Source organism: Coleofasciculus sp. G2-EDA-02, assembly GCF_040226375.1.
Classification (GTDB): Bacteria; Cyanobacteriota; Cyanobacteriia; order Cyanobacteriales; family Coleofasciculaceae; genus Coleofasciculus.
In genome coordinates, this window is record NZ_JAVKEW010000136.1 from 52,908 (window position 1) to 75,577 (window position 22,670).

A 22,670-nucleotide genomic window follows, 5' to 3' on the forward strand; every position below is an offset into this window, starting at 1 on the left:
AACCTTCCCTGTAGAGAAGCCAGCCGGAGGACAGATTAGCCAACTCTCTCTGTGTAATCGGCTACTCCATCACACAGTCGGGTTGATGCCGAGCTACGCTCTATCGAGTAACAGAGTGAACAACAATAGCCAACACAGATGCTTTATTCCAGCATAATGGTTGAGTTCAGCGAGTGTCTAAACGCTAGACTATTGCGTCCAACCTTGTACTTGTATCGATAAACAGCAGCGACGCCATGGACAGGTAGCATCTCACATCTTGCACCAATCTCAATTAGCCACTTTTGTCTAGGGTGGGCAAGAGTTATCACGAAAGGAAATGCTTATATTATCGTCCGTTGCTCTTGCCCACCTCAAGGTCACTTGGAGTTTATTAGCAGTTCTGCAAGATCTCAATAGCATGGTACATTTGGGAGCAAAAGAGAAATTTTAGCCTATGTTTGGTAGTATTGGATACTTTTTGTTCGTGAATTCCTCCTTCCTCCATAAGTTTGTAAGTTGGTGAGCGACAGAAGTTATGGTCTTTGTAACGGGTAAGAGGTAATGGGTAACTCACTAAAAGTCCGTTATATTTGTTACCAATTTGTTGCCTTTTTATTCCTCATTTGGCAGTGATCTGCAAAAAAACTTAATAAAGTTCCCAGCAGCAGGGAGATCTGGTAACTTTTTCGGAGCATCAATTAATCGTGATGTTGATCTCAACCTTAGCCAAGGAGTTTTATGTACGAAAAAATCGCACCTCCAGATACGGGTTCTCGCATTACCTTCGACAATGGCAAACCCATCGTTCCTGATGATCCGATTATTCCCTTCATTCGGGGAGACGGCACAGGTGTCGATATCTGGCCCGCTACCCAAAAGGTCATTGACGCAGCCGTAGAAACCGCTTATGGTGGAAAGCGGAAAATTACCTGGTTTAAAATTTATGCGGGTGATGAAGCCTGCGACAAGTACGGCACGTATCAGTATTTACCGGAAGACACCCTAACCGCGATTAAAGAATACGGCGTTGCCATCAAAGGACCATTAACCACACCAATTGGGGGGGGTATTCGTTCTCTCAACGTCGCTTTACGCCAAATTAATGACCTCTATGCCTGCGTGCGTCCCTGCAAATATTATCCAGGGACACCATCGCCCCACAAACAACCCGATAAACTGGATTTGATTATCTACCGGGAGAACACAGAAGATATCTACCTGGGAATTGAGTGGCGCCAGGGCAGCGAAATTGCCGACAAACTGATATCTATTCTCAATAATGATCTGATTCCAGCCACGCCAGAACATGGTACAAAGCAGATTCGCCTTGACTCAGGCATTGGCATTAAACCCATCAGTAAAACCGGTTCTCAACGTCTGATTCGTCGCGCCATTGAACGCGCCTTAACCTTACCCAAAGCCAAGCAAATGGTTACCTTGGTGCATAAGGGTAATATTATGAAATACACCGAAGGTGCGTTTCGCGACTGGGGGTATGAACTGGCTACCACAGAATTTCGGGCGCAATGCGTTACCGAACGAGAATCTTGGATTCTGAGCAATAAAGAACATAACCCGGATATCAGCCTCGAAGAAAATGCCCGTAAGATTGAACCCGGTTATGATGCCTTGACACCAGAAAAACGGGCTGAAGCGATGGCAGAAGTCGAAGGTGTTCTCAATGCCATCTGGGACACCCACGGGAATGGTCAGTGGAAAGAAAAAGTCATGGTCAATGACCGGATTGCGGACAGTATTTTCCAACAAATCCAGACTCGCCCAGATGAATACTCGATTCTGGCGACGATGAACCTGAATGGGGATTATCTATCCGACGCAGCGGCTGCCCTGGTGGGGGGTTTAGGCATGGGACCTGGTGCCAATATTGGTGACACCTGTGCAGTTTTTGAAGCCACCCACGGCACAGCACCCAAGCATGCAGGTTTAGACCGAATTAACCCCGGTTCACTCATTTTATCTGCTGTGATGATGTTGGAATATATGGGGTGGCAAGAAGCGGCTGATTTAATTACACGAGGAATTGGCGGTGCTATTTCTAACCGGGAAGTGACCTATGATTTAGCCCGAATGATGACGCCACGGGTGGAGTCACCGTTGAAGTGTTCTGAATTTGCGGACGCAATTATTAAACACTTCTAGCTCGAGAAGGCAGGGCACGATACTATCGTGCCCCTACCCAATCAATTAGGGTCTGCTGAATAAGTCTGGTGGAGGGAGCAGGGGGAGCAATGTAGAGACGCGCTTTTGAAGCGTCTCTTAGCAGGGGGAGCCATAGTACATTTTCCCTGATAGCGGTGCAAGGGTATAAAAGGGTTTAACCCGGATTTCTTGAACTTGAGCAAATATCAATGCCAATCAAAGCCTTGATAGCTAAGGGTTTGGGAGTTGTGCAGCAAGCCCCAATTATCTAATTGTGGTAGGGGCACGGCAATGCCGTGCCCTATTATCACCATCGTAGTCTTGAGATTGGAGGCAGGGCGGGTTTCGTTGTCCAATTTCAGATCGGTCTCCTAATTTAATTCCTAAACCCGCCCCTACATGTTTGGGATGTACATTTAGAAGGTGAGATCGCGCTGGAAAACAGGGTAGGTTTTATTATCTGGTTTCCGGTTAATCTATCCATCCATCTAATATCGCGGCAAACAATCTAACGTAGGGGCGGGTAATGGAACAAAATTAACGGATAAACCAATAACCTTCTCTCCCTAACGGGGAGCATTTAATTGTGAGCGGTTGAGCTGACTCGGCTGCAACCCCGGTGTAATGGGTGTCGGATTATTTCCGACACTGGGAACAGTATTGGGTTGAGTCGGATATTGTCCAACATTAGCGGAGTTGGCAGGTGCTGTTGGCATCACAGGATAGTTGGTGACACCCGTTGCTGGGACTGGGGGGGCAGGAACTGAGGGATACATGGGCTGTCCAGCACCGTTATAAACTGTTCCATTCGGTGTCATCCCTGTGGGATAGGTGGGCTGTCCGGCACCATTGTAGCCAGAGATAGTCGGTACAGAAGCAGGAGGATAGCTAGGCTGTATTATCCCTCTGTTGGTTGTCGTCCTTGGCACAGTGGGTAATGGAGTCCTGTTTTGTCCACTTGTTCCAGAGGTTGGCACGGTTTGACTGGGACTCGTATCAGAACGTTGAGTTAGTTGATTAGAATTTTTATTGCTCGTTTGAGACGCCTCATTTGCTGGCACCTCAGTCAATTCTTGGAAAGCATTCGCAGAAGTCGTGTCTGAGTTTGAGGAGGAAGACTCAGAACTCAACATATTCGGGTTGGGAAAGAGTCCCTTACCCGACAAAATATCCCCCATGAGGAACTCTTGTGAGGCTTTGGCAAAGGGATTGCTGGAGCTGGGTTTTGGCTCAGCAACGCTGTTTAGGATTGAGGGAGCCGAGGTTGATGGCTTTTCTGGTGTCGATGCAATCAAAGAATTTTTTTTGTCACCCGACTTCGGGTTCGGTAGACTAGCTACAGCCAGAGCGCTCTGTTGGTCAAATTCCTCGATGAGGACTGCCGAACTGTCGATATCTGCCATGTTGGCGGCAAGTTCTTCAGCCGAAAGCGTGGTCTCATCTGTTGAATTCTCAAATTGCTCGCGGATTGGGTCTTCTTCTAAGAAACTCAACCAATTGGGATTTTTCCAATATTCCCAGACAAACAGCACGATTAAACCAAAACCCATGACTGATAGCCAAAATTTGGGTTGCCTTAAGGGTTGGAGTCGGGCTTTTAAATAGCGCAGATACGCAGGCACTTGATTGGGAGATGACATAGCGAAAGCCTGAAGTAGGATTTGACAAAAATTGAACTAACCGAGTCAGAATAAAGGAGATAATGTAACTTTTGTTACAGAAATATTTTAAAGGATTGATTTTTTATGCGCGTCAACGGTTGACTCTGTAGTGCAACCCACTAATTATATCTAATGTGATAGACTTTTCGATTCATCTGTTAGGATACGTTATACCACAATGCTGTTCGGTTGAGGGGTTTGGTGACCAAACCCCTACTATCGGGCGGCTCGAATTAACAAAAATCCCCCAACAGCAAACCCCATCAGATTAGGCAACCACGCAGAGATTAAGGGGGGGAGGTAGTTACTCAATCCCAGAGCATCTCCGATCGCCATCAGCATATAATAGGCGAAAATCACTAACACGCTGATACCAAAGCCTGTGGCTTTACTGGTACGCTGGGGTCGATTGCCTAATGATCCTCCAACTAAGCCAAAAACAACGCAAGCAAATGGTAAGGCAAATTTTTGATTGATGCGGATTTTGAGCTTGCGAATGTCATCCTCATCCCCACTCTGGCGCTCTAACTCTAGACGTTCTCTGGCTTGAGTGATGTTCATTTCATCGTAATCGCGGTCTTTTCTTGCCAAATCCAAGGGAATGCGAGGCAATTGTAGTTGTTGGTGTTCAAACCGCACGATGTTACGGTAAGAGGCATCCGGTGCTACTAAATAAATAGTACCGTTATAGAAATCCCAAGTGCTTTGAGCTATATTCCAAATAGCTGAATCAGCAGTAACAATTTGGTTAAGACCTTGCTGAGACCAATCAAGAATCGTTAAACCCTTCATCCGCTCACCATCAAACTTTTGAGCGTAGAATAAGCGCTTAAGTAGATTGTCCTTGCTACCATCAGCCTGTTCAACCTCTCCATATTCTCGATAGAAGATGTTGCGCTCCTTGAAGGCGGGTTTTTCTTCCCCTAATGCCCGTTCTAAGGTGAGGGTAGCTTGATAGTTAGACGCGGGGACTACGTATTCATTAAATCCAAAGGTAACACCAGTAATAATAAAACTCAGTAATATTGCGGGTAGCACTAGGCGATAAATACTCACCCCACAGCTTCGCAAAGCAATCAATTCACTGTCACTAGAGAGACGGCTGTAGGTCAATAAAGTGGCTAAAAGGACAGATGTGGGAAAAGCATACGCCATGAACTGAGGTAAACTCAACAGCAGCACTTTCAGCACCAACGTAGCCGGTAGCCCTTCATCTACTGCTTTCCGCATCAAGTCAAATAAGCTACCAATGGTTACCCCCACCGATGAAAACATTCCCATACCAAATAAAAATGGGGGAATAAGTTCGGCGATAATATAACGATCCATCACCGATAAGCCAGGAATGAATGAGAAAAGAGGGAGAGATTTACGGACAGTCATGACTCCAGAAGTGTGCCAGACGCTTCAAAAGCGCGTCTGAGGATTATTGTTGAAACTCATCGCCCAAGTAATATTGCCGCACTAAGGGATTGTTGTAAAGTTCTTCAGCACTACCCGATGCCAGAATTTGTCCATCTCGCATGATATAGGCGCGATCGGTGATGGCTAGGGTTTCGCGAACATTATGATCTGTAATTAAAACTCCAATTTGGCGATCGCGCAATCGGGCAATAATTTTCTGAATCTCAGACACAGCAATCGGATCAACCCCCGCAAAGGGTTCATCTAAGAATAAAAACTTGGGTCCTTCTACGCCTGAAGCTAACGCTCTTGCCAATTCTGTGCGACGGCGTTCACCACCGGAGACACGTCTACCTATGGTATTCGCCGCTTTTTCTAAACCAAACTCTTCGATCAACGTTCGCAACCGCCAGCGCCATTCTTGACGCGGTACACCCGTCTGCTCTAGCACCAGTCGAATATTATCTCGAACCGTCAGATTACGAAAGATACTGGGTTCTTGTGCCAAATAGCCAATACCAAAACGCGCCCTCTGGTGCATCGGCTGCTTGGTGATGTCATTATCATCTAACCATACTGTCCCTTGATTGGGTTTTTCTATACCGATGGCAATGTAAAAGGTGGTCGTTTTTCCGGCACCATTGGGTCCTAGCAGCCCCACAACTTCCCCTTGTGCCACAGACAGATTGACACGGTTAACGATAGACTTCTTGTTATAGGATTTATGAATATTCTCTAAAACAATTTTCAAGAATAGCCACCTCATTTGGGGAGTTTTGATATGTACAGACGTAGCATGGTACCTCTGTAGGGGCGGGTTTGACTACTATCCTTTCTAATGACCCAGATGGAACTAAACCCGCCCCGATTAGTGTTCAGTTGAAGGGTACTGACTGGTATGCTGGTGGGCAATGCCAACCCTACGGTATCTCAAGGGTTTTGGCGCTAACGAATAACAAATTACAAATAACAATTATGGCTCACTTACTGGAGTTTTGAACACAGGTTTTGGATTAAAGGGAGGAGTTACAGGTGGTGAAACCGATTGGGTTGGGGCTTCTGGATCAGACACAAGATAGATTGATTCAACCTGTTGTTGGGTTTTCGGTAGGGCAACAAAGCGCCCTTCATCAATTAAATAGGTAATGGTTTCACCGCGCAGACTATTGCCTTGCTGCAAGACATAAACATTTCCCGTGAGCACAATGCGGCGTTCTCGACTAAAATATTGAGCTTGAGCCGCCGTTGCCTGAATTTGGCGAGCGGGATAATCAATCTGTACATTACCCCGTGCGGTGACAACACCAGTTTGGGAATTGGCTTCTTGAACATCTGCCCGAACCGTGATGGCACGTCCATCGCCAGTTTGGGCTTGGGCATCTTTGAGGGGAGTAGGAAGCGCCATCGCTCCCATAAGGCTAATTGGCAGTATCAGCGCTATGCCTAGACGCCGCTTCAGGTTAGCTATGTTAAATAAGCAGGACTTCATGGGTTTAGGAGTTAATAATACCAAAGTTCGCCATCTTGCTGTGGATAGTTTACGCCAAATATTCCTGGAAAGCCTAGAGGTTCTCCTGACTCGAAGACACCATCCTGGTTACGGAGGCGATTGGTCAACTCTGATGACGAGTCAGCACTCGTCAAAGTTTCAACTCTCTAGCTCAAAGCGTTGTAGCTTGATGCAGCTACCAGTGTTTTGTACTACCCACGTTCATCATATCGCCTCAGTTCATGCGATCGCCTTTGTGATTATACCAACTGGGTTGATTCCGGATTGAGCTACACTAATATGAAAAATCGGCTACAATTCGTTCTCCTGACTTAGTTGACAATATACAGCTTAAGCCTTTGCCGTTTATTATCTTAGTCTTTAGCCAGCGATGACAACTCAGCCTCATCGTCAAGATTCACCGTCACAGTCTCTTGATCCGTCTTTGCCCGTAGCTAATGTGCTGCAGTTTCCTCAGCCAGAGCCAACCTTTTACTACTTTGCCTATGGCTCCTGTATGTGTCCTGTTGATTTAAAGCGATCGCTAGGTGAAAGTACTCATGCTTTCGTCCTTGGTTCAGCCGTTCTCCAAGGATATCGACTGGGATTTAACCGCAAATCAGTACGGCGTAACTGTGGTGTACTCGATATCGTACCCGATGTTAACGCAACGGTTGAAGGAGTCTTATACCGCCTACCTGAGCGATTTAGTGATCCTCTAGATCACCGGGAAGAAGTACCCCATGGTGGCTATCGGCGAGAAACCGTAGAAGTTTCCTGTCAAGGGCGAGTCTATCCCGATGTCCGGACTTATGTAGTTGTGGAAAAATTAATGGAAGAATTAGCACCGAACGATTGGTATTTTAATGTTGTGCTTCGCGGAGCTATTACTTGTGGGCTCAGCGAAGCTTATTGCTGGCAACTTTTTAACCACATGCACCAGCTTCAACAGCGTCACTGGCAAACCCAATCCTTACGTTCTGCTTAGTCAGGCAATTCCTCACCTATAACTTACCCACAAAACCTGCCCCAGTGTCAAAAGTTATAACTTGACCCAATTAAGCGGGTTTAAGTTTAAATTAACTTTTCCTGGTAATCCCTCCAAAAAGAGACAGTTTCGCCTCAAGATGTTACCGTTTTTAAATAGGCGTACCCGACTACGTCTGTAACATCGCATTACTACTAGGCAAATCCCACTGTGATCGTCCTTCCAGGTTACCAGATTCTCGCCAAAATCTATGAAAGCTCTAATTCTCTAGTTTATCGGGGAATCCGACAGCTCGATACTCAACCTGTTATTCTGAAAGTCCTCAAATCCGACTACCCCACGTCTGAAGAACTGAACCGCTACAAAAGTGAATACGAAATTACTCATCACTGGCGATTAGAGGGCGTTATTCACTCATACGATTTACTCGCTTATCAGAATACCTGGGTTATCGTGTTTGAAGATATTGGCGGAGAATCATTAAAATTATTACTCAATAAAATAGAATTGTCTCTGTCCGATATTCTGGACATCGCGATTAAGATTACAGATGGCTTAGGTGAAATCCACGCCGCTAATACGATTCATAAAGATATTAACCCATCGAATATTATTTTTAATCCGGCGACTGGACAAATCAAAATTATTGATTTTGGTATTGCTATTCGCTTATCCAGAGAAAATTATCCGCCAAAACAATCGCCGAGTTTAGAGGGGACTTTAGCCTATTTATCACCAGAGCAAACTGGACGGATGGATTGTCCTCTCGATTACCGCACAGATTTTTATTCCTTAGGTGTCACTCTTTATGAACTATTAACCCATCATCTCCCTTTCGATAAAGATGAACCCATGGAGTTGATTTATTGCCATCTAGCTCAACAACCCCTCCCTCCTCATGTAACGTTGCAGTCAAAGGTAGTAGATGGGGAGGACAAGGGAGCAGAGGATCAGACGATCTGGGGAGCCGGGGAAGCCGAAAAAACTAACTTAAAACTCAAAACTCAAAACTTTCTCAATCGCCAATCTCTTTGTCCTAAAGCTATTTCCAATATTGTCATGAAACTCCTGGAAAAAATGCCACAAATGCGATACCAGAGTGCTACAGGACTCAAGGCTGATTTAGAGCATTGTCGAGAACAGTTAAAAACAACTGGAACAATTCAAGAATTCCCCCTTGGATGTCATGATCATGGAAAATCGTTGCCAATTTCCCAAAAACTTTATGGTCGAGAACGTGAGATTAAAACACTCCTCGCTGCTTTTTTTCGCCTAGCCTGTTTCCCCAAGAAGCAGGTATTAACGAATCACCCAAATAGACAACTTGAAATAATACTCCTCACTGGCTATGCTGGCGTTGGCAAATCATCCCTAGTTCATCAAGTACGTCGGGCTATTATCCAGCATGGAAGTTATTTTATTTCCGGAAAATTTGACCAATTTCAATGTAATATTCCTTACTCAGCTCTGGTTAATGCTTTTTCCAAATTAATTCGACAAATTTTAACTGAAAGTGAAGCAAAACTCAGACAATGGCGAGAGAAAATATTAGAATCCTTGGGTCGCAATGGAAAAATTATCATCGAGGTAATTCCGCAAGTCGAACTGATTATTGGGACTCAGCCTGAAGTCCCTGAATTAGGATTGGCTGAATCCCAAAATCGGTTTCATTTAGTATTTCAAGCCTTTATGGGGGTTTTTTGCCAACCTGAACATCCTCTAGTCATTTTTTTAGATGATTTACAATGGGCTGACGCGGCTACCCTCAAGTTGCTAGAATCCATTCTAACCGATGACCAAATCCACCATCTATTACTTATTGGTGCTTATCGAGACAATGAAGTTAATCCGAGTCATCCTTTAATGATCAGTTTGGATACAATTTGTAGTGTTGGCATTAGTATTAACCAGATTATCTTAAACCCCCTTAACCGAGAACAAGTTATCAGTTTAATTGCGGAAACATTACACCAGGATGAGCAAGATGTTACCCCTTTAGCTGAATTGGTATTGCGTAAAACCGCCGGAAATCCTTTTTTCATTAAAGAATTCATCAAAACCCTTGCCCAGGAAAATCTAATTTTATTTAGTCCTTCTCCCTGCGGAAAATCCGGTCAGTGGACTTGGGATATTGACCAGATTGAAGAAACAGCGATTACAGATAATGTAGTCAACTTGATGATTGAAAAGTTAAAAAAACTTCCTGAAACTACTCAGCAGGTTTTAGGTTTAGCCGCTTGTATGGGAAATTATTTTCCACTTGATTTAGTTGCCATAATTTATGAAAAAACACCCGATGAAACTTTTGGCGATTTAATTCCAGCACTTCATTTAGGATTAATTGAACCCAAGTCAAAGAATTCAGAAACAAATTTTAATTTAATTCAGTATTATAAATTCTCCCACGATCGCGTCCAACAGGCGGTCGATGCTTTAATGGATAAAGTGACGAAAGAAGCCGTCCATTGGAAAATTGGTCGGCTGTTGCTTGCTAATCTTTCCCCGTCTCAAAAGTATGAGCGAATTTTTGATATTGTCGATCATCTCAATTGGAAATGTCACGCTATCACCGATGATCAAGAAAGGCTTGAATTAACCCGGTTGAATTTAGCGGCTGCCAAAAAAGCTAAATTAGCAACAGCGTATATAGCTGCTAGAGATTATCTCAACTTAAGTCTACTGACTTTAACCAAAACGAGCTGGAATGACCAATACATATTAACATTTAAAATTCACAAAGAGTTGGCTGAAATTGAATATCTTAATGGCAACTTTGAACAGTCACATCATTTAATCAATCAAACCTTAATTAAAGCTTCTTCAACTGTTGAACAGGCTGAACTTTATAACCTACTCATTGTTCAGTATACCATGTTAGCTAACTATGAGGAAGCGATTAGAGTGGGAAGCCAAGCCCTAAAACAACTTGGAATTGATTTTCCAAGCGCCAACTGGAAAAGAGCCTTAGATAAAGAAGTCGCTGACTTAAAATTCTATTTAGGCGATCGCGAAATCGCTAGTTTAATTGATTTACCAGATATGACCGACGTCGTAAAAAAAGCGGCGGTAAAGCTACTGTTGAGTCTAGATCCTCCCACTTATTTCTTGGATCAAGATATTTATGCTTGGGTTACAGTAAAACTTGTTAATTTATCCCTCCAATATGGCAATGCTCCAGAATCCTCTAAAGGTTATTCTAATTATGGATTATTACTAGGTTCGCTTTGGGGAGATTATCAAGGGGGGTATGCCTTTGGCTTACTGGCTTGCCAATTAAGTAAAACCTATAATAATCCCGTTTATATAGGTCGAACTCATCATTTTATGGCGACATTTTTAAACGCCTGGATCAAGCCGATTCAATGTGCAGAATTCATTAATCGTGACGCTTATGAAGCGGGAATGGAAGCTGGGGATTTTCAATATGTTGGCTATACCTTAAACAATCAGTTGTATAATGCATTCAATCAGGGTTCAAACTTAACAAATGTACTCATTAAAACCCATAAAATTTTGCGCTTTAGCCGCAAAAGTCAAAACAAATGGGTAACGGATATGATTTTAGCCTGTCAACTACCTGTCTTTAACTTATCCGGAAAAACTGAAGATAAATGGGTATTTGATACGGATGAGATTAGTGAGGCACATTATTTAGACACCTGTCATACCCATCATACCTTTAGTGGTATTTGTACATTTTACAGTATTAAGGCTTGGGTTCTTTATTTATACAATACACCCGAAGCTGCGCTTACTTCTATTAAAAAAGCAGAAAAGTATCTGCCGTTTATTCTCGGCTTATTAACTCAAGCTGAATATAATTTTTATACATCACTGATCCTAACAGCACTCTATACCAAGGCTACGGATAGTCAGCAAACTGACTATTGGCAAACATTGATTGTCAATCAAAATCAGATGAGACACTGGGCAGAGAATTGCCCAGAAAACTTTTTGCATAAATATGTATTGATTGATGCAGAAATGGCACAGATTTCTGGTCAAACAGACAAAGCGATGGATCTTTATGATCGGGCTATTGCTTTAGCTAAAACCAATGGGTTTACTCACCATGAAGCCTTAGGAAATGAACTAGCCGCTAAGTTTTGGTTGAGCAAAGGCAAAGTAGACTTCGCTAAACTTTATATGCAAAAAGCCCGCCATGGGTATCAAAATTGGGGTGCCCAGCGAAAGGTTGAAGAGTTGGATAAAACCTATCCTCACTTGCTTACTGAAGCATTAGCCTCGGTTAAAATCAAAGACACGCTCACTCATTCACCTATGGACTCAGTTTCTGGGAATTATCTGGCAGCGGTGTTAGATGTTAGCACTATTGTGAAAACATTCCAAGCGCTTTCCAGTGAGATGGCGCTGGATAAATTGCTCAGTAGCTTAATGAAGATTTTAATAGAAAATGCTGGCGCTACCCAAGGTGTTTTAATATTGGATCGGGAGGAACAGTTACTGATTGAAGCAACCTATAGAGGGAATTTAGATAATATTACTGTCTTACAATCGATTCCCCTGGAAACTAGCCAAGATATTCCCACCGCGATTATTCATTATGTCAACCGGACTCAAGAACTGTTAGTGTTAAATGATGCCACCTCTGAGGATAAATTTATTACCGATGCCTACATTCAGCACAATCAACCGAAATCTCTAGTTTGTGCGCCACTGCTGAATCAAGGACAATTGATCGGACTCTTTTATCTAGAAAATAATTTAGCGACTGGTGCATTTACGCCAGAACGAGTTGAACTATTACATTTAATATCAGCCCAAGCTGCCATTTCGATTAAAAATGCTCGTCTGTGGCAAAAGCAAGCGGAACTCAATCGTTCATTACAGTCGGAAATTGCGGAACGGGAATGCACGGAAATAGCTTTACGCAAAAGTGAGGGACTTTATCGAACGCTGACGCGAAATTTTCCCAATGGCACGGTTTTATTATTTGATCAAAATTTACGCTTTTTGTTAGCAGAAGGGGAGGGGTTAAGGGCAGTCGGCTTTGAACCTGAACAGTTAAAAGGAAAAACTATTACAGACGTCTTATCCCCCGATGTTTGTAAAATAATCGAACCGCTGTATCAGTCAGCCTTAGCCGGAGAAACAAAGGTATCTGAAATGACGTTTGCCGATCGCACGCATCAATTGTATACTCTTCCGGTTAAAAATGAGCGGGGTGAAATTTTTGCTGGGATGGTGATGTCTCAAGATATAACCCTACAAAAACAAGCGGAACATGTCTTACAAAATGTGCGAGAAGAATTAGAACGGCAAGTTGAGGAACGAACCAAAGCCTTAATTGCCATGAATTCCGTCTTACAGGCGGAAATTGCTGAACGTCGCGATGCGGAAGTAAAACTCAAAGAACTGACTCAGGAATTGCAACGTTCTAATCAAGAATTGGAACAATTTGCCTATATCGCTTCTCACGATTTGCAAGAACCGTTACGCGCTGTGGCAAGTTACACACAACTATTACAACAAGACTACTTAGATCAACTCGATGAATCCGCCCAAGACTATATGGCGTTTATTATTGATGGCGCCACCCGAATGCGCCAGTTGATTCAAGCCTTGCTGATGTATTCTCGCCTAGGGACTCGTCCACCAGAGGGGAAACCCACAGACTGTAATGCTATACTACGTCAGGTAACTGAAAATTTGCAGGTCGCGATCGCAGAATGCCAAGCAACGATTACCTACGATTCTCTCCCCACGGTTCAGGCTGATCCGACTCAACTGATCCAACTGTTTCAAAATTTAATCGGAAATGCGATCAAATTCTGCCGCGAGTGCCCTCCCCACGTCCACATTGAGGCACAATTGATAGAGAATGCATGGCTGTTTCAGGTAAAGGATAATGGAATTGGGATTAAACCCAAATACCTCGACCGTATCTTTGTCATCTTCAAACGCCTCCATACCCGCCGCGAGTTTTCGGGTACGGGTATTGGTTTAGCCGTTTGTAAGAAAATTGTCGAACGCCACGGTGGACGGATTTGGGTGGAATCTCAGCCTGGAGTTGGTAGCACCTTTTTCTTTACCCTTCCCTGTTTGATATCCTCTAATGAGCAGCCGTTATAGATTTAGACCCATTCAAATTCTACTCGTTGAAGATTCCCCCAGTGACGCAAATCTCATCCGGATTAGCTTTAAGCAAGCTAAAATTGCCAACACCCTGCATTGGGTGGAAGATGGGGAAACCGCCCTAGAATACTTACTCCAGCAAGGGGATTATGAGAACACTCCCCGCCCGGATTTGATTGTGTTGGATCTCAATTTACCAGGAATGGATGGTCAAGAAGTATTAACCTCGGTCAAATCAGATCCCACGCTCAAACGGATTCCAGTGATTGTTCTCACCACCTCAGAGGATGAAGAGGATATACTCAAGTCTTATGAGCTTAATGCTAACTGCTATATTACCAAACCTATCGATATTCAACAGTTTATGCGAATGGTTCAGTTATTGGAAGAATTTTGGTTAGCGGCGGTTCAATTGCCCTCGGAGTGATACCAGTCCTATGGACAAACAACAAATTCATGTCCTATTAGTGGAGGATAGTCCCAGTGATGCTCGCTTGCAGCGTCACCGATTTTCACGCTTAAATCCGAACGAATGGCAACTGTATCATGTTGAACGACTGGCTGATGCAATTGAGAGTTGTACTAATCTTCCCATTGATGTGGTTTTGTTAGACCTGAATCTTCCTGATGCTGATGGCTTAGACACCGTTACTGAATTCCGAGAGGCGATTCCCCATCTTCCCATTGTTGTGTTAACGGGAAATAACGACGAAGAATTAGCTCTAGGGGCAATGGCGCATGGAGCGCAAGATTATTTGCTCAAGGATGATATTACGATTCCCCTATTAGTGAAAACAATTCGCTATGGGATTGAACGGGGACAAATTCTCAAAAAACTCCAGGACAGTGAACGACGTTTCCGGGGAATTTTTAATCAAACCTTTCAATCCATGATGTTGCTGACACCAGAAGGATTGATCGTGGATATTAATCAAACGGCATTAAATTCGAGTGGCTATAAATTAGATAATTTGCTAGGTTTACCCCTGTGGCAACTGGATTGTTGGAATCACTGTAAATCTCTACAACAGTGGTTGAAAACGGCGATAAAAAAGGCGGCTGACGGTGATTTGGTTCGCCAGGACATCCAGTTTCGGAAGCGGGAAAGCGTGATGGTTCGCATGGATGTTTCGCTTAAACCGTTAAAAGATGAGGAAGGAAGGGTTGTTTTAATCATTGCCGAAGGGCGATACATTAATGATTGACACTCGTCTTTCTAACATCTGTAGAGACGTAGCATGCTACGTCTCTACTTTGTTGGTGTTCTCGAAGATTCCCTGACCAGGAGTGAGGATATTTTGAGGATCAAGGGATGCTTTCTGCTGTTGAAACGCCTGCCAACTTTCGTCAAAATGTTGCACCCAGTCCTCTTTTGTAAATGGAAATGCACTAATTCGGTAGCTTTTACCTCCTTGGTTTCGTGCTTGTTCAAATAAAGCTCGGTTTGCGGTTACCATAGCATTCACCACAGTTGGATCGGGTGGAGCCGTCCGCAGAACACTAAAAAGATAAATGATATCGTCTTTGGGAGTTTTGATAAAAGGACGGGTTAACTTACTCCGGAGGAATGGATATAACAAAATTGGACCATTTACATCTGTGGGCGTTAGGTTTTGCAGTACGGCATTAATGTAAGATTTCACCTGGTTATTGGGAATGAAAAGATCAATCCAAGGATGGGGAAACTCCCAAACACCACTTGCTTGTAATTGCGCTACAACGGGTGCTAGGCGATTTTGCCAATCGAAATAGCTGAATTCACTAATTGTTGTGCCACTGTCAGGATTTAAGTTTTTGAGTAAGGCTGAATCACTGGGAACTTGAGGGGGTGTGTAGTAACTAGCCGCCTCAAGTAGATACGTCCATCCCGTACCTGATGGATTGGGAACTACTTGCCCCTCAAGATAGTTGAACTGACCCTCTTTCACAGCTCGATTTTGGTCGGTGAGATACTGGTTCAGGCTTGTATACGAGAGTTGATAAACTCTAGCATGGCTAGGGGCTGGAATCAGAGGTAAAGTGGCTTGTGTGATAATGCCAAACTGTCCCAAACCTCCAAGTAGTGAGTTAAAGAGACGAGGCTGTTTTGTTGAGGAACATACAGTCGGCAACCCTTTTCCTAGAATCGCCTGTACTTCTAATACATTATCGGCAAAAAAACCAAAATGTTGGGTGTGTCCTCCAATCCCGCCGACTTGCAAAAGCCCTCCTACAGATAGTCCCAAATAATCCGTAAATACCTTAAGAGTTAACCCTTGAGCTAAAGTCGCTTTCAAAAGATCGAGTAATAAGACTCCGGCATCAACAACGACTTTTTTTGAAGTAATGTGATGAATTTTGTTCAAGGTTTGGGAATCAATAACTACACCAGCCTTGACTTGAGCTTGACCATAGGTCGTATGACCTTGTCCTCGCATGGTAACGTTGATACCCATTCGATTGGCGTAACGGATTATTTTAGCGATATCCTCTTGGGAACGTGGTTTTAATACGGCAATAGGAGTTTTTTGAATGATATGCCCAAAGTCATCAGCTACAGCCGCTAAAGACTCAGGATCGAGTAAAAGTTGACCCTCTAAATTAGGAATGGCAATAGAATGATTTGACTGGGCTTTTGCGTCGGTAATCCATACTTTCCTCAACGGGTCAAAGGCGATAATTCCAATGTATGCAGCCGTTCCTACGAGTAGAGTTCGACGCTTGATGTTTCCCGGGTTCATACTTAATTAGCGTTTATAACGGGTAAAGGCAGACAGGATTAATGACAAATGATCAATTAGCAATGAGCCATAAAATCAAATAAGGCGTGGGCTAGCTCAAGTTTGTGGCACGGTTGAACCGACTTTTGACGTCCTTGTTTATCAATGAAAATAGCTTGATTCGTGTCGCTGGCGAATCCTACATTAGGCAGATCAATGGGATTAGCCGCGATCGCGTCTAAATTCTTGGCGTTTAATTTTTCTAAAGCAGGCTTGACAATATCGCCTGTTTGTGCTGCGAAGCCAATTAACTGTTGATGGGTTTGTTTACGCCGTCCGAGTTCTGCCAAAATATCGGGTACAGGTTCTAAATTTAAGGCAGTCGGAAGCTGGGCTTTGGGTAATTTCTCGGATGCATAATCGGCAGGTTTGACATCAGCTACGGCGGCTGCCATGATTACTAGATCGGCTTCTGGGAAATACGCTAATATTGCCTGACGCATTTCGGCAGCACTGACGACTGAAACTGCCTGAATATCCGGGGGAATAGGTTCAGTTAGGGGCGCATGGACTAAGGTAATGATCGCGCCGCGATCCTTGGCGGCTTGTGCCAATGCCAGTCCCATTTTACCCGTAGAGGGGTTACCAATGAAGCGCACGGGGTCTAAATGTTCTCTGGTGCCACCGGTACTAATTAAAACCTTTTTCCCGACTAAATCCCGCTTACCGCCTGTGTATAACAACGAATGAATGGAAGTAAGAATCTCTCTAGGTTCTGCCAATCGTCCTGCACCGACGCGATCGCACGCCAATCGTCCAGCACCGGGTCCTACGGTATGATACCTAGAATCGCTCAAAACTTCCTGCCAATTCCGCTGTACCGCCTGCTGTTCCCACATATCCGTATTCATTGCTGGGGCAAGGAGTATGGGACAATGAGAGGCGAGAACGGTATTGGTTAATAAATTATCGGCTAAACCGTGAGCTAACTTGCCCAAGGTGTTAGCGGTAAGCGGGGCGATCACGAATAAATCAGCCCATTCGCCCAACTCGATATGAACTGGGCGATCGTGAATTGGCTGCCAAAATACGCGATCGGTATAAGCCTGATGGCGCGATAGGGTGGAGATTGTCAGGGGTGTGATAAACTCTTCAGCCGCTTGGGTGAGAATAACCCGAACTTGCACCTGAGCCTGAAACAGAATAGAAATGACCTGACAAACTTTATAGGCGGCGATACCACCGCCTATACCTATCAATACTCGCCTAGACTCATTCACGCTTCATCATAGGCTTCTAGGTCTAGCAAGTAGAGGTAGGGTTCTGCTAACTCTGGACGTTGGAAGGCTAGCGCCCGCAGCAAATGCCAGTCATCTAGTCCCGCAAACGCATTGTCGTAATCGTCTCGTTCTAAACGTCCAGCTAATTCAGTAACATCCTGTTCCGTGAAAGCCGACAAATCACGCTGGGACATGGTTAACGTTGCCATTGCTCACGCCTCTCTTGAATCGGATTAATGTACAATGCGGAGAGCACTATTACTGCCGCGTTTCTATTATCGCCATTCAACAACAGAACTGGGGATTTTTTTTGTGAAGGCTTTGTAAGGTTTTTCGGATTGAATCATGAATCCCAAACCCAAGAATTAACCCTAGAGAAGTCAACGACCGCACCCACAAGGGGATGCGGCTTGCCTCTAGAGCCTAAGCTAAGCCCTGAAGCATCCGGCAGATTGACCGCTGCCTGTTCCACCGTCCCTATTTGGGTAGTGGAAAGAATGTAGTCGTCCCTGTGATTCTTCGCGGCATTCCAATCACAATGATCACGATTGCCACAGTTACGGCAGTGAAAACGAGACTTCGTGCGATTTGTTTTCCTGATGTGCTTACAGACATTGCACTTCTGGGATGTGTATCTCGGCTCTCCGAACGCTACACGCTTCCCTAGCGCCTCTGGATGGTACGCCAGAAACAAATCTTGCTGGTAGAACGACCAACTACCAAGCCATTTGTTCATCTTCTTTGGGCGCCTATTTTTGCCGATTCCAGACAAGTCTTCTAATACGAAAACAGCTACATCTGGAAGGCTTGCCAGTTTTTTCGTGACACAGTGATTCACATCGCCCATGAACCGCTTCTCACGTCCGCTCATCGCTTTGAGGCGACGTTTAGCAGAGCGAGTGCCTTTTTGCTGCAACGTTTTCCGGTTGTGTAAGTACCGTCGCTGTGTTGCACGAACCTGGCTACTTGAGAAGAATTTACCATCGGATGTCACAACCATGTGATACAACCCTCGGTCAATCCCCAAGACTTTACCCTGAGTTACTGTTTGCGGTGTTTGAGTCTCAAACACCAACCTCACCCAAAACTGTTTGCTGTGCTTTGAATAGGTTAGGGTAGCCGCGCAGAACTCCCAGGTCTCAAATATCTCTTTGAAGTGTTCCGGTACATTCAGAATGAGCTTTACCCGCTTGCCAATACATGAAAGGGTTAACTGATGCCCCCTCAGTGTCATGGTGCGTTTGTCATATCTCAATCCTGATGTCGGCTTCTTTTTGGGATGCCGCTTGAACTTAGTCGCCTTAACTGCCTCCATTGCGTTATCCCGAATCGTTTGCAACAGTGCTGATGGCACATCGGGATATTGCAGTCTGAGGTCGGCGTACAAAGCTTTGTGAGCCTTGTTTTTATTCCACGTCCGTTCCTTTAATGCCCAGTCAACGTGCTGATTGAAAATCTCAGCACAAAACCCCATGAGGGGCAAAAACCTCTCATGGGGTAAGTTGACGGGGATAGAAACAGTTCGCTTCATTTGAGATTGCTAAAACGATTAAGTCGATCTCTGCCGTTCAGATGTTTTGCGCGTTTCGTGACTTGAAGCATCGTAAGTTTTGGGGTTCTCGGATGTGGTTAGATGGCACTTACTATGGCAGTGTTGGACAGGTTTCAGAAGAAGCCGTTAGGAAGTACATCGAAACGCAAAAGCACAGAGGCTAACTGTCATCCCGATAGATTGTTGGAAGGCTCAGGGGTATTGAACCCCGTCGCATGCCTTGCCTCTCATCCCCACCCACTTTTGGGATGGGGTTTTACCGGCAAATTTTACAACATCTCTAGGGTCAACTTTTGCGATCGGAGCGGCGGGATTTGAACCCACGACCCCCACTACCCCAAAGTGGTGCGCTACCAAGCTGCGCTACGCCCCGCGAAACCTTTCCTAGATTATCATAAGATCTATCATTTTAACAACTTTAGATATTTTTCCCATTTATAGCCACGTCTAGAACCTCTCAAAATACTATTAGAGACTGAGCCGCTTGCAGTAAACCCGGAACAGCTGCGGCTTGCCAACTTCCCTCACAACGACGTTCCTGGTTCAAAATAAAGCGTAGCGTATAGGCACAAGGATAACCCTCCACTTCCATCCAGAGCCAATCACTTTCGGCTTCACAGGTGATTTTCTCCTCATCGACTAACTCATCAGCGATGTCTTCAATAGCTTGAGCAAGCTGTGCTAACAATCGACAAAAATCGTCTAACTCCGCCTGAGTCAGCTCAATTGCCCACTCATCGGTACCCACTAATCCCTGGTAGTGAGTTGCCTGAGGATTCCAACCTAGACGCCAACCTGATCCACTTTTGACAATTCGTTCCGTGGTCATTGGTCAAATATTCACAAAACGTAATATCCTTATCGGGAGCATCATTAGTTCCTTGGCGAATCTCGAATCATCTGAATTGTATAAGGAAATACACCCACCAACAGGGCAAAGGCTTCGTCAGGTATTTTGGCAATTGTTTCGGCATCAAAAAAGCCCTCAAACTGACTCAGAATCTTCTGGGCACGTTTGGCTGATGTGGGATGATTGGTTATCTGTATCGTTAGTTGCGCCCACTGGCGGCGAATTAAACAAGCACGTTTTCGCTCATCGGCTGATTCTGGAGTGAGCAACCTCATATCCCCCACAGGTATCACTAGCCGACAATCATGATCAAATATTCCACCGACGGCGGCACCAGGTCCAGCAAACTCGGCGTGATAACGTTTATAGATAATTAAACCATTCCGACGACACGGATCAACAATTGATAACTGATTATTTAACCCAAATTTTTCAGTCATTGATAATTTTGGCTTTTCGGATGGGATACCTAAAGCCGATGTCATTGATGATTTGGATGGTTCAGGCGAGACACCTGAATCTAATGTCTCTGTGCTTAGTTTGTCCGATTCCGGGGATAATTTAGGCGAATGATTCACTATCAAAGAATGATTGGAACTCTCCAGACCTGGATTTTTAGGCTGGTTCATTGTCACTAAGGCAGGGGTTTACTCCTGTTTTAACGCAATCGCCGTTGTGCTTATCTACAAACTCCTAATCGCTGCCAATTGAGCCAGGATTGCATCCTCAGTGTCATAGTCCAGCAATTCTGGTGCTGCTTCTGAGGAAACGGTTTCAGGCGGCTGAATTCTTTCCCACTCAATGGTACGCTGAGAGTGCTTTTGCTAAGAGGACTGGTTCTATATAATCCAATTCCTGGCGGATGCGGGTAGAATCGACCACCCAATACTGTTCTAAATTGTAGGGCAAACTCCAACTGTCTGGCATTAGGGATGGCGACGCAATCACGACTTCACCGTTCTATCCAGCCACTTGCCCAATGCGTCTAATCCGTTGTGCTTCCGTTGGAAATTGTGCCTCTGCTATATTGTAAACCTTACCAGTGGCTCGGTCATCGGTAATCGCCATGTATTGATTAACGAAGTATCAACATCAATGTGATAGCTGCCTCTTAAAAACTGTTCCCTGTTGTTTAAGGTAAATTTATAGTGGCATTTAGCACCCATTATCAACTATGCAACTGCTGTGCATCAGCAACGGTCACGGAGAAGATGTTATTGCTGTCCGAATTTTACAGGAACTCAACGCTCACTCAGATGCGCCGGAATTAGCAGCATTGCCATTAGTGGGTGAAGGTGCAGCCTATAGGCAATTGGATATTCCGATTGTCGGACCGGTGCAAACAATGCCCTCTGGTGGTTTTATCTATATGGAAGGGCGTCACCTGATGCGGGATTTGCAGAGTGGTTTGCTGCAATTGACATGGGCGCAATTGAAAGCTGTTCGCCGTTGGGCTAAACGCGGAGGGGTTATTTTAGCGGTGGGGGATATTGTACCGCTTTTGTTTGCCTGGTTGAGTGACGCCCCCTACGCCTTTGTCGGGACGGCTAAATCGGAGTATTATCTGCGGGATGAAGCGGGATGGTTACCGAATCGTCAGCGCCGGGAAGGATGGTCCGGTTCTGTGTATTTGCCGTGGGAACGTTGGTTGATGAGTCGCAAGCGCTGCAAGGCGGTGTTTCCTAGAGATAAACTAACGACAGAAATTTTGCAAAAATGGTCAATTCCGGCGTTGGATTTAGGGAACCCAATGATGGATGGGATTGAACCGGAACAGCCAGAACCGATATTCTATGAACTTGATGCTGAACGAAAAGAGATGCAGCGTCCTTTGGTGGTTACCTTATTGCCCGGTTCGAGAATGCCAGAGGCATACCAGAATTGGCAGAAAATCGCCCTAGCTGCGAATGGGTTATTAGATGCTTACCAGGAACGATCTGTGGTGTTTCTCGGCGCGATCGCACCTGCTTTAAGTCTTGAACCCCTACAAGAAACCTTGACAGGGTATGGCTGGCGTCAGCAGCCTATAGAAGACATAGAGGTGAACCTGAAGTTAAATGACCCAACCGCGATCGCGTTTACCCAAAAGAATGGCACATTGGTACTAACCCAAGAGGATTATAACCTTTGCCTGCTCAAAGCAGACTGCTGCATTGCCATGGCAGGAACCGCAACCGAACAATTTGTCGGATTAGGAAAACCTGCGATCGCGATTCCTGGAACGGGTCCTCAATACACCCCGGCTTTTGCCGAAGCCCAAACGCGACTATTAGGACCATCCTTAATTTTAGTCGAACAACCGGAGCGAGTTGTCCAAGTCCTACAGAAGTTGTTACGAGATCCTGATCGCTTGCAACTGATTGCTGAAAATGGACGCCGTCGTATGGGTCAATCTGGTGCAGCGCGGCGCATTGCTGATTGTTTGATGGAACGATTTGAGATATAATTCTAACCTTTGAAAGATGTGAGGTTGAGAGAAACTATTGTATCCCTGAACAGGAGATGCACT

Annotated in this window: 18 protein-coding genes and 1 tRNA gene; 8 read left to right on the forward strand and 11 right to left on the reverse strand. The window is 44.7% G+C overall.

The features are described 5' to 3' along the window. The first annotated feature begins 720 nt into the window (after positions 1–720). On the forward strand, positions 721–2,142 hold the full coding sequence (locus tag RLO19_RS15600) for an NADP-dependent isocitrate dehydrogenase (protein ID WP_446357780.1): 1,422 nt from the start codon (positions 721–723) through the stop codon (positions 2,140–2,142). Positions 2,143–2,708: 566 nt separating this feature from the next. Here the strand turns inward: RLO19_RS15600 and RLO19_RS15605 are convergent. The 4 genes from RLO19_RS15605 to RLO19_RS15620 all read right to left on the reverse strand — a co-directional run bounded on the left by RLO19_RS15605 (position 2,709) and on the right by RLO19_RS15620 (position 6,696). Further along, positions 2,709–3,782, reverse strand: a complete 1,074-nt coding sequence (locus RLO19_RS15605) for a hypothetical protein (RefSeq protein WP_446357782.1) — start codon at positions 3,780–3,782, stop codon at positions 2,709–2,711. Positions 3,783–4,019: 237 nt separating this feature from the next. Continuing rightward, positions 4,020–5,186 (reverse strand): LptF/LptG family permease, encoded by a 1,167-nt coding sequence (locus RLO19_RS15610; RefSeq protein WP_446357785.1) that lies wholly within the window; start codon positions 5,184–5,186, stop codon positions 4,020–4,022. Positions 5,187–5,229: 43 nt separating this feature from the next. Next, positions 5,230–5,958 (reverse strand): LPS export ABC transporter ATP-binding protein, encoded by a 729-nt coding sequence (gene lptB / locus RLO19_RS15615; RefSeq protein ID WP_446335122.1) that lies wholly within the window; start codon positions 5,956–5,958, stop codon positions 5,230–5,232. Positions 5,959–6,180: 222 nt separating this feature from the next. Beyond that, positions 6,181–6,696, reverse strand: coding sequence for an LptA/OstA family protein (locus RLO19_RS15620; RefSeq protein WP_446357788.1), 516 nt, complete (start codon positions 6,694–6,696; stop codon positions 6,181–6,183). Here RLO19_RS15620 and RLO19_RS15625 point away from each other — a divergent pair. The 5 genes from RLO19_RS15625 (at position 6,674) to RLO19_RS15645 (ending at position 14,985) form a co-directional block, all read left to right on the forward strand. Then, on the forward strand, positions 6,674–6,985 hold the full coding sequence (locus RLO19_RS15625) for a hypothetical protein (RefSeq protein WP_446357789.1): 312 nt from the start codon (positions 6,674–6,676) through the stop codon (positions 6,983–6,985). The two genes, RLO19_RS15620 and RLO19_RS15625, sit on opposite strands and share 23 nt — an antisense overlap. 102 nt (positions 6,986–7,087) lie before the next feature. Next, a complete protein-coding gene (locus RLO19_RS15630; protein ID WP_446357791.1) occupies positions 7,088–7,684 on the forward strand; it encodes a gamma-glutamylcyclotransferase in 597 nt (198 codons plus the stop codon). A gap of 210 nt (positions 7,685–7,894) precedes the next feature. After that, positions 7,895–13,777, forward strand: a complete 5,883-nt coding sequence (locus tag RLO19_RS15635; protein WP_446357793.1) for an AAA family ATPase — start codon at positions 7,895–7,897, stop codon at positions 13,775–13,777. Then, positions 13,761–14,207 carry a response regulator gene (locus tag RLO19_RS15640; RefSeq protein ID WP_446357795.1) on the forward strand — a complete coding sequence of 149 codons (447 nt, stop codon included), beginning with the start codon at positions 13,761–13,763 and terminating at the stop codon, positions 14,205–14,207. Before RLO19_RS15635 ends, RLO19_RS15640 begins: the two co-directional genes overlap by 17 nt. Before the next feature lie 10 nt (positions 14,208–14,217). Beyond that, on the forward strand, positions 14,218–14,985 hold the full coding sequence (locus RLO19_RS15645) for a response regulator (protein ID WP_446357797.1): 768 nt from the start codon (positions 14,218–14,220) through the stop codon (positions 14,983–14,985). Positions 14,986–15,021: 36 nt separating this feature from the next. On the opposite strand, the gene RLO19_RS15650 is transcribed toward RLO19_RS15645, so the two are convergent. From RLO19_RS15650 to RLO19_RS15665, 4 genes are all read right to left on the reverse strand, one after another. Then, positions 15,022–16,500 carry an FAD-binding protein gene (locus RLO19_RS15650; RefSeq protein ID WP_446357799.1) on the reverse strand — a complete coding sequence of 493 codons (1,479 nt, stop codon included), beginning with the start codon at positions 16,498–16,500 and terminating at the stop codon, positions 15,022–15,024. A 56-nt stretch (positions 16,501–16,556) separates the two neighbouring features. Continuing rightward, positions 16,557–17,759 carry a bifunctional phosphopantothenoylcysteine decarboxylase/phosphopantothenate--cysteine ligase CoaBC gene (gene coaBC, locus RLO19_RS15655; RefSeq protein ID WP_446357801.1) on the reverse strand — a complete coding sequence of 401 codons (1,203 nt, stop codon included), beginning with the start codon at positions 17,757–17,759 and terminating at the stop codon, positions 16,557–16,559. Beyond that, on the reverse strand, positions 17,756–17,968 hold the full coding sequence (gene isiD / locus RLO19_RS15660; RefSeq protein ID WP_446335130.1) for a protein IsiD: 213 nt from the start codon (positions 17,966–17,968) through the stop codon (positions 17,756–17,758). Before isiD ends, coaBC begins: the two co-directional genes overlap by 4 nt. Positions 17,969–18,102: 134 nt before the next feature. Beyond that, entirely contained in the window at positions 18,103–19,290 is a 1,188-nt protein-coding gene (locus RLO19_RS15665; protein WP_446357803.1) for an RNA-guided endonuclease InsQ/TnpB family protein, read from the reverse strand. Between the two features lie 5 nt (positions 19,291–19,295). Here RLO19_RS15665 and RLO19_RS15670 point away from each other — a divergent pair, with 5 nt between their 5' ends. Continuing rightward, on the forward strand, positions 19,296–19,475 hold the full coding sequence (locus RLO19_RS15670; protein WP_446357880.1) for a transposase: 180 nt from the start codon (positions 19,296–19,298) through the stop codon (positions 19,473–19,475). Positions 19,476–19,610: 135 nt separating this feature from the next. Here RLO19_RS15670 and RLO19_RS15675 read toward each other — a convergent pair. The 3 genes from RLO19_RS15675 to RLO19_RS15685 form a co-directional block, all read right to left on the reverse strand. Further along, positions 19,611–19,684, reverse strand: a tRNA-Pro gene (locus tag RLO19_RS15675). Between the two features lie 84 nt (positions 19,685–19,768). Further along, a complete protein-coding gene (locus RLO19_RS15680; protein ID WP_446357804.1) occupies positions 19,769–20,140 on the reverse strand; it encodes a DUF1818 family protein in 372 nt (123 codons plus the stop codon). Between the two features lie 44 nt (positions 20,141–20,184). After that, the gene (locus tag RLO19_RS15685; RefSeq protein ID WP_446357806.1) at positions 20,185–20,601 is read right to left on the reverse strand and encodes a hypothetical protein; all 417 of its coding nucleotides are present in this window, start codon (positions 20,599–20,601) and stop codon (positions 20,185–20,187) included. A gap of 734 nt (positions 20,602–21,335) precedes the next feature. Between RLO19_RS15685 and RLO19_RS15690 the strand changes: the two genes are divergently transcribed. Further along, a complete protein-coding gene (locus tag RLO19_RS15690; RefSeq protein WP_446357808.1) occupies positions 21,336–22,607 on the forward strand; it encodes a lipid-A-disaccharide synthase-related protein in 1,272 nt (423 codons plus the stop codon). The last annotated feature ends 63 nt before the right edge of the window (positions 22,608–22,670 follow it).